We start from the raw sequence: 12787 nt of genomic DNA on the forward strand, positions 1-12787 counted from the left end.
GTTTATTTATCCAGCTTTTTAATACGTTCTACCATTTCGGCACCGAATGCGATGTAAGCCTGCGCGCCCTTGGAGGACGGGTCAAACACAACACCGGGCATACCATACGAAGGCGCTTCTGCGAGCCTCACGTTACGCGGAATCACGGTACGGAAAACCTTGTCGCCGAAATGCTGCTCCAGTTGGTCAGACACCTGTTGTGACAAGGTCATGCGCGGATCAAACATGACGCGCAATAAACCGACGATTTTCAGATCCGGGTTCAGGCTGGCAGACACTTTTTTGATGGTATTCGCCAGATCCGACAAGCCTTCGAGCGCGTAGTATTCGCACTGCATAGGAATAATCACTCCGTGAGCGGCACATAAGCCGTTCAGCGTCAGCATCGATAAAGCCGGCGGGCAATCGATCAGTACGAAATCGTAATCTTTATCCACAGCTGCAATCGCATCGCGCAAACGTTTGTCGCGGTTTTCCAGCTCCACCATTTCCACTTCCGCACCGGCCAGTTCACGGTTGGCTGGCAGCACATCAAAGTGGCCGGTTTCGGAACGCTGACGCGCTGTGGCGATATCCGCCATACCGAGCAACACTTCGTAAACCGAGGCAGTCAGCCGGGCTTTGTTGATGCCCGCGCCCATGGTGGCATTGCCTTGCGGATCGAGATCGATCAGCAATACACGCTGTTCCAGCTTAGCCAGACCGGCAGCCAGATTGACGGTGGTAGTTGTTTTGCCCACCCCACCCTTTTGATTGGCAACGCAAAAGATTTTTGCCATAAAAACCATCCTATGGTGAATTTGTTATTTCCTGCTCATTGTCCCATGATCAGGCAGCAGTTTTCTGTATAAAAATCAGATGTCGTTCTGCATCCAGCCCCGGCACGGTCAGCGGACGCACTTCTTTGACTTCCCAGCCTTCCGGTAAGCGCTCCATTTCACCCTGCGGATGCACACCTTTCATCGCGATAAAGCGTCCGCCTTCAGCCAGCAAATGCTGCGACCAGTTGACGAAATTGTTCAGCTCAGAGAAAGCGCGTGAGGTAATCACGTCAAACGGCTGATTCACCTGCAGGGATTCAACGCGGGCGCTGTAGACCGTGACATTGTTCAGTCCCAGTTCTGCTTTGGCCTGATTCAGAAATGCTGTTTTTTTGCTGACAGTATCAATCATGGAGATTTTCTTGTCAGGATAGCAAATCGCCAGAATCATGCCCGGCAATCCGCCACCGGAACCGACATCCAGCACATTCTGCGCTTCGGTGAATGCCGGAACCGCAGACAAAGAATCGAGGACGTGGTGCGTCATCATTTCTTTCGGATCGCGGATGGCGGTCAGGTTATACACAGAATTCCACTTAGACAATATTATCAAATAATTAATAATTTTATCTTGTTGTTCTTTTGTTAACTTTATGCAAAGTGCATCCAATCCTGACTCGAGCATGGGTCTCAGATTTTCGATATGGTTTGTGGTCATGCATCGACTCCGCTTGCAGATGTTTCACGTGAAGCAGACTCAAATTCTTTGAAACCGTGCTTCTTCAAATGGATCAGTAATAAAGACATCGCAGCCGGGGTTACACCGGAAATGCGACTGCACTGCCCCAGCGTCTCTGGCTGATGCTTGTTCAGTTTTTGCTGGACTTCAATCGACAAGCCTTGCACTTGCAAATAGTCGAAACCAACCGGCATACGCAAATGTTCGTAATGGGCCTGACGTTCCACCTCTTTGGCCTGACGGTCGATATAACCGGCATACTTGATCTGAATCTCAACTTGTTCGCGTACCGCCGGATCATCCACTGCAGGCAAAGCCAGTTCCTGTCCTTCGGTTCCACGCAAACTCATCAGACTGTCATAAGTCACTTGCGGACGACGCAGCAGATCAGCCAGCGAATATTCGCGTTCCAGTGCTTTACCTGCCACACGTTCCGCTTCGGCAGCACTGACGATGCGCGGGTTGACCCAGGTCGAGCGCAGACGCTGCATTTCACGTGAAACAGTCTCACGTTTGGTTTCAAACGCTTCCCACTGTGCCTGTGTGACACAGCCCAGCTTGTAGCCTGTTTCGGTCAGACGCATATCAGCATTGTCTTCACGCAGACTCAGACGGAACTCGGCACGTGAAGTGAACATACGGTATGGTTCCTGCACGCCTTTGGTAATCAGATCATCGACCAGTACACCGAGATAGGCTTCATCACGGCGCGGGGTCCATGACTCTTTGCCCCGTGTTTGCAATGCCGCATTCAGACCTGCAAGCAAACCTTGTGCTGCTGCTTCTTCATAGCCGGTCGTACCGTTGATCTGTCCCGCAAAGAACAAGCCTTCAATCTGACGGGTTTCCAGTGATGCTTTTAAGCCGCGCGGATCGAAGTAATCGTATTCAATCGCATACCCAGGACGCAGGATGTATGCGTTCTCCAGACCACGCATAGAGCGCACCAGCTCCAGCTGAACATCAAACGGCAAACTGGTGGAGATGCCATTCGGATAGAACTCATTGGTAGTCAGACCTTCCGGTTCCAGGAAAATCTGATGTGATTCTTTGCTGGCAAAACGGTGAATTTTGTCTTCAATCGACGGGCAGTAACGCGGACCTACCCCCTCAATTACCCCGGTATACATCGGGCTGCGATCCAGTCCGGCGCGGATAATGTCGTGGGTTTTTTCATTGGTGTGGGTAATCCAGCACGGTACCTGACGCGGATGCATCGCCGTATTGCCCATGTAAGAGAACACCGGCACAGGATCCAGATCACCCGGCTGCTCGGACAACTGCGAAAAATCGATGCTGCGGCCATCAATACGTGGAGGCGTACCGGTTTTTAAACGGCCTTGCGGCAGTGCCATTTCTTTTAAACGGGCGGATAAAGAGATCGCCGGCGGGTCGCCTGCGCGGCCAGCCGCATACTGATTCAGGCCAACGTGGATTTTTCCGTCGAGGAAAGTACCCGCCGTCAGCACCACAGCGCGGGCTTTGAAACGGATACCAACCTGCGTAACAGCGCCCACGACACGGTTACCTTCGAGGATTAAATCATCCACCGCCTGCTGGAAAATCCACAGATTCGGCTGGTTTTCCAGACGACTGCGAATCGCTTGTTTGTACAAAATCCGGTCTGCCTGCGCACGGGTTGCGCGTACAGCCGGACCTTTAGAGGAGTTCAGAATTCGGAACTGGATACCGGATTCATCGGTGGCGATAGCCATCGCACCGCCGAGTGCATCGACCTCTTTGACCAGATGTCCCTTGCCGATACCACCGATGGAAGGGTTACAAGACATCTGTCCGAGGGTCTCAATATTGTGGGTCAGCAGCAGAGTCGCCTGCCCCATGCGGGCGGAAACCAGTGCTGCTTCTGTCCCTGCATGACCGCCTCCGACGACGATCACATCAAATTCTTTTGGATAATACATAGCGCGTTTAAACTACTTTTTACGAAAGGAATTTCGATTATAGTTTGTTTTAATTCGCGACCATGTGAAATCAGGAAAAATTAAAGGGTATGTTTCACGTGAAACATACCCTTTATCATGCAGATGAATGTCTGAGCGGAGATCGTTAAGCTGAAAACACTGATTAAAATTTAAGCAGAATGACCGGGACATCACCCCAATGTTTCACGTGAAACATTACACGTCAGCTCAGCGGAAGAAGGCATCATAGCTGGTTTTTATTATCAAACAAACAACTACAAGTAAGAAGATTTTGCGTACAAATCCGCTGCCGTGACGGATTGCAAGACGACTGCCAAGCAAAGAACCACCAACCTGACACACCGCCATCAGCGCACCGAGTGCCCAGATGACATGACCGCTGACACCGAATAACAACAAAGCTGAGGCATTGGTCGCCACATTCAGTACCTTGGAAACAGCCGATGCGCGCAGGAAATCGTAGCCAAAAAAGCGGACGAAACAGAACACAAAGAAGCTGCCGGTACCGGGGCCGAAGAAGCCGTCATAAAAACCAATCACCGCAGCAACAGCGGCAGCCAGCCAGATTTCCTGCCGTCCGGCGAAGCGGGGTTTGTCGGTAACACCCAGATCTTTTTTGACGAAGGTGTACACCGCCACCGCGCCGAGGATGAAAGGCAGCGCTTTACGCAGGTAAGTCGGCGGCACGATGGTCACCAACCAGGCACCGAAGAATGAGCAGACAAACGCTGCCAGCGCACCGCTGAGCAACAGTGCAGGACGGATTCTGACAGTGCGCAGATAGTTTTGCGCCGCCACCATCGTGCCCCAGATACTGGCCAGTTTATTGGTGCCCAGCAGCGTTGCCGGCACGGAACCGGGCATCACCGAGAACAGCGCGGGTACCTGAATCAACCCGCCGCCGCCTACCATTGCATCCACAAATCCGGCAAAAAACGCCGCACCGCCTAATACCAGCCATTCGATTCCCACACCTGTTCTCCCTGCAAATACATGCTGTTGTGCAGTCTGCCCTGTTGCAGACCAGCCGCTCAGCATAACAAGCTGCGCCAGCCTGTCCAGATACAGATCAGGCTGGCGGATCAGCGACAGTGCTGCGCAGCGCTCAAAAACACAAAAAATGGCCTGAAATGCGGATTCCGGTCACAAAAAAAACCGACGTCCGCGCATTCTCTGGCTGAGCGGGCAGGTGCAAAATCGCAATCGGCACAATCATCGCTATTCTGACCTGCGATCCACGACTGCTCAGACATAAAAAAAACCGCCAGACACAGGCTGGCGGTTGCAGGCGAATCAACGGAACAATCAGCCGGATGCGGCGGCTCTGCGTGACTGCCACCATGCGACCAGCTCCCCCACCAGCCCGCGCCGGAACAGCAGCACGCACAGCACGAAGATCAGACCGAGCACCATGGTCACCGAATCGCCGAGGCTGCGGAACCATTCGATGCGGGTCAGATCCGCCAGCGCCGATCCGATTTCTCCCATTTTGTCTTCCAGTGCAATGATCAGGATCGCGCCCACCACCGGCCCTGTCAGCGTGCCGACACCACCGACCAGCGTCATCAGCACCACCAGTCCGGACATCGCCCAGTGCACATCACTGAGCGTGGCAAAACCAAGCACCAGCGCTTTCAGCGCACCTGCCAGCCCTGCCAGTGCAGCCGACAATACAAAGGCCAGCAACTTGATCTGATCGGCATGAAAGCCCAGCGAGACTGCCCTCGCCTCGTTATCGCGCACCGCTTTCAGAACTTGTCCGAACGGCGAATGCACAGCGCGCACCACCAGCAGAAAACCGGCCACCGTCAGCGCCAGCACCAGATAATACAAATGCAAGTCCTGACTCAGATCAATCAAGCCGAACAGACGGCCACGCGGTATGCCCTGCAAGCCATCCTCGCCACCGGTGAACTTTGCCTGCAGAAACACGAAGTACAGCATCTGCGCCAGCGCCAGCGTAATCATGGTGAAGTAAATTCCCTGCCGCCGGATCGCCAGCCAGCCCACCACCAGCCCGGTCAGCGCCGCAAACAACACCGCCAGCACCAGCCCTGCTTCTACCGGCAAGCCGGCATCACGCAGTGCCCAGCCAGCCACATAGGCCGCGCCGCCAAAGAATGCCGCGTGACCAAATGAGTTCAGTCCGGTGAAACCGAGCAGTAAATTGAAGGCGCAGGCGAACAGACAAAAACACAGCACCTTCATCAGAAACACCGGATACAGGATCAGCGGTGCTGCCAGTAATGCCGCCACCACCAGACCGGCGCCAAGTTTGTATCGCATCCTGTTCTCCTTATTTCTCTTTGCCGAACAAACCGGCAGGCCGTACCAGCAACACCAGCGCCATGATGATGAAGACCACGGTCGAGGAAATTTCCGGATAAAAGACTTTGGTCAGACCTTCGATGACGCCGAGCGCGAGACCGGTCAGCACCGATCCGAGAATGGAACCCATGCCGCCGATCACCACCACCGCAAACACCGTGATAATCAGATTCGAGCCCATCAGCGGCGATACCTGTATCACCGGCGCCGCCAGCACACCGGCCAGCGCCGCCAGCGAGACGCCGAAGCCATAGGTCAGCGTCACCATCAGCGGCACATTAATGCCGAAGGCTTCCACCAGCCGCGGGTTTTCCGTACCGGCACGCAGATAGGCGCCGAGCCGGGTTTTCTCGATCAGAAACCAGGTTGAAAAACAGACCACCAGCGATGCCACCACCACCCAGGCACGGTAGTTCGGCAAAATCATGAAACCGAGATTGGTCGCACCGCTCAGCGCTTCCGGCACTGAGTAAGGCTGACCGGACACGCCGTACACCGAGCGGAAAGCACCTTCCAGCATCAGCGTTAAACCAAAGGTCAGCAGCAGAACGTATAAATGATCGAGCTGATACAGGCGGCGCAGCATGGTGCGCTCGATCAGCATACCGAAGGCACCGACCAGCAGGGGCGCCAGCACCAGCATCAGCCAGTAATTCAATCCCAGATATTCCAGCCCCATCCACGCCAGAAACGCACCGGCCATGTACAAAGCACCGTGCGCAAAATTAATGACATTCAGCAAGCCGAAGATCACGGCCAGCCCGAGTGACAGCATCGCGTAAAACGAGCCATTGACCAGACCGAGCAATAACTGGCTCAGCAAAGCCTGTAAGGGAATCCCGAACAAATCCATTAATGCACCATCTCCGTCGTGCACAATCTGCGACTTGTACACAGCCGCAGATTGTCAGATTGAAAATACGCTCAGATCAGCCGCCTCCCCCCGCCGCACTGCATTTCACAGCGCAACGGGGATAAGCCGGATTATTTCCACAGGCTGCACTTGGACTCCGCTTTGGTGGTGAACGCCTGTTCGCCCGGAATGGTCTGGATCACTTTGTAGTAATCCCAGGGTTCTTTGGATTCCGATTGTGGTTTCACCTGCATCAGATACATATCCTTGATCACGCTGCCATCGGCGCGCAGATAGCCGTCGCGGATATAAAAGTCTTTGAACTTCATACTGCGCAACTTGGCCATTACTTTTTCAGGATCATCCGAACCGGCTGCTTTGACCGCATTCAGGTATTGCATGGTGGCGGAGTAATCGGCTGCCTGCAGGCTGGATGGCATTTTTTTCATCTTTTCGAAATAGCGGCGCGCCCACGCGCGCGCTTCCGGTGTCTGGTTCCAGTACCAGCTGTCGGTCAGATACATGCCCTGCGTCGCGTTCAGCCCCAGCGAATGGATGTCATTAATGAACATCAGCAAACCAGCCAGCTTCATGGTTTTGGTCACACCGAATTCATTCGCGGCTTTAACTGCATTGATGGTATCGCCACCGGCATTTGCCAGCCCCAGAATCTGGGCTTTGGATGCCTGTGCCTGTAACAGGAAGGAAGAAAAATCTGAAGCGGACAAAGGATGTTTGACCGTACCGGACACCGTACCGCCATTCGCTTTGACGACTTTCGCGGTATCCGATTCCAGCGCCGCACCAAACGCATAATCCGCAGTCAGGAAATACCAGGACTTACCGCCCTGCTTAACCACCGCAGCGCCAGTACCCTTGGCCAGCGCAACAGTGTCATACGCATAATGCAGCGTATATGGCGAGCACTCTTCATTGGTCAGCACTGCAGTACCGGCACCGATAGAAATGAACGGGCGCTTTTTCTCGGCCGAGACTTTAGCCATCGACAAAGCCGCACCGGAGTTGGTGCCGCCGATCAGCATATCCACACCTTCGCGGTCAAACCATTCGCGTGCTTTAGATGCAGCGATATCCGCCTTGTTCTGATGGTCGGCTGTGACCAATTCAATCTTTTTCCCCAGCACATTACCGCCGAAATCCGCAATCGCCATACGGATCGCCTCTGCACCACCCTTACCATCAATATCGGAATACACGCCGGATAAGTCGGTGATAAAGCCGATTTTCACCACATCACCGGATACCTGCGCCTGTGTACTGGCATGCACACTGAGCGTGGCCGCGACGGCCAGACTGATCACTTTCCATTGCAGTTTCATTTGCTGACTCCAGACTGGGTTAAACAAGAATGTGCACAAGCTGTGCGTTATGCACAGTTGCGACAAATCGCAACTGTTTTGCCATACAGAATTTCAGACACCAAGCAACTGATGCAGCACCGGCATTTTTTCGCTCAGCGAAGCTGCACCGAATTGTTCAACAATCTCACCATGCTCCATCACATAAAAATGGTCGGCCAGCGGTGCAGCGAAACGGAAGTTTTGCTCCACCATCACGATCGTGTAACCCTGCTGCTTCAGGGTGGTAATCATGCGTGCCAGTGCCTGCACAATCACAGGTGCCAGCCCTTCGGAAATTTCATCCAGCAGCAGCAAACGCGCGCCGGTGCGCAGAATCCGCGCAACTGCCAGCATTTGTTGTTCCCCGCCGGATAAGCGTGTTCCCTGACTCTGACGGCGTTCGTACAGGTTAGGAAACATTGCATAAATTTCATCAAGTGACATGCCCGCCGTTTCACGTGAAACCCGTGGCGGCAATAACAGGTTTTCTTCGGCAGACAATGAGGAAAAAATGCCGCGCTCTTCGGGGCAGTAACCCACGCCAAGATGGGCGATTTTGTGTGCAGGCAAATGAATGGCTTCCTGACCGTGGATACGTACCGATCCACTGCGGCGGCCGGTCAGCCCCATCACAGCACGTAAGCTGGTGGTACGACCCGCGCCATTGCGGCCGAGCAGGGTCACGACTTGTCCAGCTTCGACTTGCAGATTCACGCCGTGCAGAATATGCGATTCGCCATACCAGGCTTGCAGATCGCGGATTTCCAGTGCGTAGCTCATCCGTGCGCTCCCTGCAATTCAGCATCGCTGCTGCCCATATACGCTTCCATCACACGCGGATCTGACGACACCTCGGCATAACTGCCTTCCGCCAGTAATGCGCCGCGCTGCAATACCGAGATACGGTCACAAATGCCGGAAACGACCTGCATATTGTGTTCCACCATCAGGATGGTACGACCGGCAGAAACACGTTGTATCAGCTCAGTCACGCGGTGTACGTCTTCATGGCCCATGCCTTGCGTCGGCTCATCGAGCAGCATCAGTTCCGGCTCCATCGCCAGCGTGGTGGCAATTTCCAGTGCCCGCTTACGGCCATACGGTAAGTCCACCGTTTTCACATCGGCCAGTGCGGCCAGATCCACCGTTTCCAGCAATGCCATCGCCTGTGCATCCCATTGCTTCAACACACGGTCGCTGCGCCAGAACTGAAAACTGCTGCCGAAGCGGCGCTGCAAACCGATGCGCACATTCTCCAGCACACTCAGATGCGGAAAGACGGCAGAAATCTGAAACGAACGGATGATGCCCAGCCGCGCCACCTGTACCGGTGTCAGCTTCGTGATATCGCGCCCATTGAACAGAATCTGACCGGAAGTCGGCGCCAGAAAGCGGGTCAGTAAATTAAAGCAGGTAGTTTTACCAGCCCCGTTGGGGCCGATCAGCGCATGGATATGTCCGCGCCGGACTTGCAGATTGACTTCACTGACGGCGGTGAATCCTTTGAATTCACGCGTCAACAGACGGGTTTCCAGGATGACGTCGGTCATCTTGTCTCCTTGTTGCGAACCACGAATGACAGCACTGCGCAGCGCTCACACATTCCCAGTGCCTACCCACAACAATCACTCTCTGCGGAGTGTTCTGCATCCCGCTTCACACGGTAATGCCGTTTTTTGAAGTTTGAAACCTGAAGCTGGATAACACGCCATCTGCTGACAACGTAAAGACCTGCAGACCAGACGGCGTTGTAAAACATCTCTGTTGATTATCCGGCATGTCACGGCATGCCGGTGCTGGTATTGCGTCAGAAACAACAATTTCTACGAAGCTGACAACGCATCCTGCAACATCATTTGTGCCGCTTTCTCGGCAATCATCAGTGTCGGTGAATTGGTGTTACCTGATGTAATCCGCGGCATGACCGATGCATCCGCAATCCGTAATCCGCTCAGACCACGTACCCGCAAACGGCTGTCGGTCACTGCCTGTTCATCCTCTGCTTTGCCCATCCGGCAGGTACCGGACGGATGGAAAATGGTCGTGCCGATATCACCGGCAGCGTGCTGCAATTCCTGTTCGCTCTGGCAATGTAATCCGGGTCTAACTTCCTCCGGCTGATAGGCTTGCAATGCCGGTGCAGCAACAATGCGGCGCGTCAGACGCAAAGCCTGTGCTGCGACCTGCAGGTCATAGTCGGTACTCAGATAATTCGGTGCAATCTGCGGAGCCTGTTGCGGATCAGGACTACTGATCTGCACACTGCCGCGTGAGGTCGGACGCAAATGGCAGACGCTGGCTGTGAAGGCCGGAAACGGATGTAAAGGATCGCCGAATTTATCCAGCGATAAAGGCTGCACATGGTATTGCAGATCCGGTGTCGCCACCGATGCATCCGAACGGGTGAACAAACCCAGTTGTGACGGCGCCATTGCCATCGGGCCGCTCTGGCGCAGCAGATATTCCAGGCCAATTGCCGCTTTATTCCACCAGTGCTGCGTTAAGCCGTTCAGGGTAGGTACGCCCTGCACTTTATACACAGAACGCAATTGCAAATGATCCTGCAGGTTTTGCCCGACGCCGGACAGCGTATGCAGCGGCGTAACACCAGCCGCCTGCAGGTGCGCCGGATCACCGATACCGGATAATTGCAGCAAGGCCGGACTGCCGACCGCACCTGCCGCCAGCACAGTTTCGCGTCTGGCCTGCGCCTGCCAGCGCGTACCACCGCCGGTGAACTGAACGCCGGTACAGCGGCGCGTATCGTTCACATCGTCAAACAATAAACGTTCCGCCTGACAGCCAGTCATAATGGTCAGATTCGGCCGGCGCGATGCTTCGCGCAGATACGCTTTGGTGGTATTCCAGCGTATGCCGCGTTTCTGGTTCACCTCAAAATACGCACTGCCTTCGTTATCGCCACGGTTAAAGTCTTCTGTGTACGGAATACCGGTTTCAGCTGCCGCAGCACGGAAAGCATCGAGAATTTTCCATGACAGGCGCTGCTTTTCCACGCGCCACGGGCCACCGCTGCCATGCCAGCGGTCTTCACCACCGTGATAATCTTCACTGAGGCGGAACCATTCCAGCACTTTGTCCCAGCGCCAGCTGTCATCGCCGCATTCATCCGCCCAGTGGTCGTAATCACTGGCCTGCCCGCGCATATAAATCATGCCGTTAATCGATGAGCAGCCACCCAGCACTTTACCGCGCGGATATAACAAACTGCGCCCGTGTAAACCTTGTTCAGCAGCGGTGCGGTACATCCAGTCCGTGCGCGGATTGTTAATGCAGTACAGGTAGCCAACCGGCACATGTATCCACAGATAATCATCCTTACCACCCGCTTCGATGAGCAATACTTCATGCTGCGGACTGGCGGATAAACGATGCGCCAGCGCACAGCCGGCGGTACCGCCACCAACCACAATAAAATCATAGATTCCGGCAGACTGCATACAGTAATCTCCCATTGCTTCAGGACGACGGATGCATCAGTTGCTGCACCAGTTCTGCTGCTGACAATCGCTGACAACGGGCGACACCCTGCCCCGCCCACAAGGACATCAGCTCCGGATTGTCATGACGTGCCGCCTCGGCGCGAATCGCCGTGGTCAGCGCATTCTGTACCGGATAAGCCGGAACCCGATCCGCATGTTTATCCAGTAAACGCATCAGCCGGTTATCCAGCCCGCGTGCCAGACGTCCTGATATCGCACGGGTTTGCCGTGTGGTATCGCTGCTGGCTGCAAGTAAGCGTTCTTTATACACTTCCGGAATACCGGATTCATGACAACACAGAAACGCCGTTCCCAGCTGCGCCAGCGCCGCGCCTTCAGCACGAATCCGGGCAATATCCTGCGCCGACATCAGGCCACCGGCAGCAATCAGCGGTATGTGCATATGCGGCAGACACTGTGCCAGTAACTCGTGCAAGCCCAGCGTTGCGGCTTCCTGCTGTCCGATAAAAGTACCGCGATGCCCGCCTGCCTCCGTACCTTGCAGACACACGGCATCCGCACCCATAGTCTGCCAGACCTGGGCTTCTGCCAGCGTCGTGGCTGTTCCCACCACCAGAATGCCGGCATCATGCAAACGCTGAATCTGACTGCCATGCAGCACATCAAAGGTAAAACTGGCAACGGCTGGTCGGGCGGTAATCACGGCTTCCAGCTGCTCTTCAAAATCCAGACACCAGCGCGCCGGTACCGGTACGCTGTCCCAGCCCAGCTCATGACAAAACGGCCGCAATACGGCGCGCGCGGCCTCGACTTCTTCCTCCGCAGGACGCGGGCGACTGAGGACAAACAAATTAATGGCGAAGGGTTTATCCGTCAGGCGACGAATCAGTTCTGCCTGTTCGATAATTGCCAGCGGTGGCAGTAATGCCGCTGCCAGCGAACCCAGCCCGCCGGCCGCAGAAACAGCCGCGACCAGTTCCGGTGTGGTTGCACCACCCGCCATCGGTGCCTGAATCAGCGGCAGCGGGCACAGCGAAAGAAAGTCCTGCATGATGTCTCCGTATTGTTAGAACTCATTTCATAAATACCCGCGAGATGCGTTTGTCTCATAGCGCGGGCTGGCAAGGCGGACAAGGCAGTGAATAGCGGTGCTATTCACAACGCGTCCAACGCTGTCCAGCGTGCGCTATGAGGCAAACCCTCCGGGAATGGAGGTGCCGGGCGCATTGCTTTGTTGCGTCGCTTGCACAGGCACCAGCCTGTGCTGCGCAACGGCGCCGCGCACTGCATCCCGGCACCTCGCGTTCGCACTCGTGGCTATTTATGAAATGAGTTCTAGAA

At 54.9% G+C, this 12787-nt stretch carries 11 protein-coding genes; all 11 read right to left on the bottom strand.

The genetic code is table 11. The annotated features are described in order from the left end of the window. Positions 1-2 precede the first annotated feature (2 nt). The gene (locus tag KDM89_RS14995) at positions 3-779 is read right to left on the bottom strand and encodes a ParA family protein (RefSeq protein ID WP_212688729.1); all 777 of its coding nucleotides are present in this window, start codon (positions 777-779) and stop codon (positions 3-5) included. Positions 780-828: 49 nt separating this feature from the next. Continuing rightward, positions 829-1479: a 16S rRNA (guanine(527)-N(7))-methyltransferase RsmG gene (gene rsmG / locus KDM89_RS15000; protein WP_212688730.1), complete on the bottom strand. Its 651-nt coding sequence runs from the start codon at positions 1477-1479 to the stop codon at positions 829-831. Next, positions 1476-3422 carry a tRNA uridine-5-carboxymethylaminomethyl(34) synthesis enzyme MnmG gene (gene mnmG / locus KDM89_RS15005; RefSeq protein ID WP_212688731.1) on the bottom strand — a complete coding sequence of 649 codons (1947 nt, stop codon included), beginning with the start codon at positions 3420-3422 and terminating at the stop codon, positions 1476-1478. Before mnmG ends, rsmG begins: the two co-directional genes overlap by 4 nt. A 228-nt stretch (positions 3423-3650) precedes the next feature. Further along, the gene (locus tag KDM89_RS15010; protein WP_329604681.1) at positions 3651-4409 is read right to left on the bottom strand and encodes a TSUP family transporter; all 759 of its coding nucleotides are present in this window, start codon (positions 4407-4409) and stop codon (positions 3651-3653) included. 339 nt (positions 4410-4748) lie between these two features. Then, positions 4749-5729 carry a branched-chain amino acid ABC transporter permease gene (locus KDM89_RS15015; RefSeq protein WP_212688733.1) on the bottom strand — a complete coding sequence of 327 codons (981 nt, stop codon included), beginning with the start codon at positions 5727-5729 and terminating at the stop codon, positions 4749-4751. A 10-nt stretch (positions 5730-5739) separates the two neighbouring features. Next, positions 5740-6624: a branched-chain amino acid ABC transporter permease gene (locus KDM89_RS15020; RefSeq protein ID WP_212688734.1), complete on the bottom strand. Its 885-nt coding sequence runs from the start codon at positions 6622-6624 to the stop codon at positions 5740-5742. Positions 6625-6755: 131 nt separating this feature from the next. After that, on the bottom strand, positions 6756-7964 hold the full coding sequence (locus tag KDM89_RS15025; RefSeq protein WP_212688735.1) for an ABC transporter substrate-binding protein: 1209 nt from the start codon (positions 7962-7964) through the stop codon (positions 6756-6758). 93 nt (positions 7965-8057) lie between these two features. Further along, complete coding sequence (locus tag KDM89_RS15030; RefSeq protein ID WP_212688736.1) at positions 8058-8765, bottom strand: ABC transporter ATP-binding protein; 708 nt, start codon at positions 8763-8765, stop codon at positions 8058-8060. After that, positions 8762-9535, bottom strand: a complete 774-nt coding sequence (locus KDM89_RS15035; protein ID WP_212688737.1) for an ABC transporter ATP-binding protein — start codon at positions 9533-9535, stop codon at positions 8762-8764. Before KDM89_RS15035 ends, KDM89_RS15030 begins: the two co-directional genes overlap by 4 nt. A 273-nt stretch (positions 9536-9808) precedes the next feature. After that, on the bottom strand, positions 9809-11443 hold the full coding sequence (locus KDM89_RS15040) for a GMC family oxidoreductase (RefSeq protein WP_212688738.1): 1635 nt from the start codon (positions 11441-11443) through the stop codon (positions 9809-9811). Between the two features lie 19 nt (positions 11444-11462). Next, positions 11463-12497 (bottom strand): NAD(P)H-dependent flavin oxidoreductase, encoded by a 1035-nt coding sequence (locus tag KDM89_RS15045; RefSeq protein ID WP_212688739.1) that lies wholly within the window; start codon positions 12495-12497, stop codon positions 11463-11465. Positions 12498-12787 lie beyond the last annotated feature (290 nt).

This window comes from Cognatundibacterium luofuense (genome assembly GCF_018139685.1).
GTDB classification, from domain to species: Bacteria; Pseudomonadota; Gammaproteobacteria; order Burkholderiales; family Burkholderiaceae_D; genus Undibacterium; species Undibacterium luofuense.

Bases quoted from the DNA above. Each gene is read 5' to 3' on its own strand.
- KDM89_RS14995 (WP_212688729.1), bottom strand. From the start codon at position 779: ATGGCAAAAATCTTTTGCGTTGCCAATCAAAAGGGTGGGGTGGGCAAA.
- rsmG (WP_212688730.1), bottom strand. From the start codon at position 1,479: ATGACCACAAACCATATCGAAAATCTGAGACCCATGCTCGAGTCAGGA.
- mnmG (WP_212688731.1), bottom strand. From the start codon at position 3,422: ATGTATTATCCAAAAGAATTTGATGTGATCGTCGTCGGAGGCGGTCAT.
- KDM89_RS15015 (WP_212688733.1), bottom strand. From the start codon at position 5,729: ATGCGATACAAACTTGGCGCCGGTCTGGTGGTGGCGGCATTACTGGCA.
- KDM89_RS15020 (WP_212688734.1), bottom strand. From the start codon at position 6,624: ATGGATTTGTTCGGGATTCCCTTACAGGCTTTGCTGAGCCAGTTATTG.
- KDM89_RS15025 (WP_212688735.1), bottom strand. From the start codon at position 7,964: ATGAAACTGCAATGGAAAGTGATCAGTCTGGCCGTCGCGGCCACGCTC.
- KDM89_RS15030 (WP_212688736.1), bottom strand. From the start codon at position 8,765: ATGAGCTACGCACTGGAAATCCGCGATCTGCAAGCCTGGTATGGCGAA.
- KDM89_RS15035 (WP_212688737.1), bottom strand. From the start codon at position 9,535: ATGACCGACGTCATCCTGGAAACCCGTCTGTTGACGCGTGAATTCAAA.
- KDM89_RS15040 (WP_212688738.1), bottom strand. From the start codon at position 11,443: ATGCAGTCTGCCGGAATCTATGATTTTATTGTGGTTGGTGGCGGTACC.
- KDM89_RS15045 (WP_212688739.1), bottom strand. From the start codon at position 12,497: ATGCAGGACTTTCTTTCGCTGTGCCCGCTGCCGCTGATTCAGGCACCG.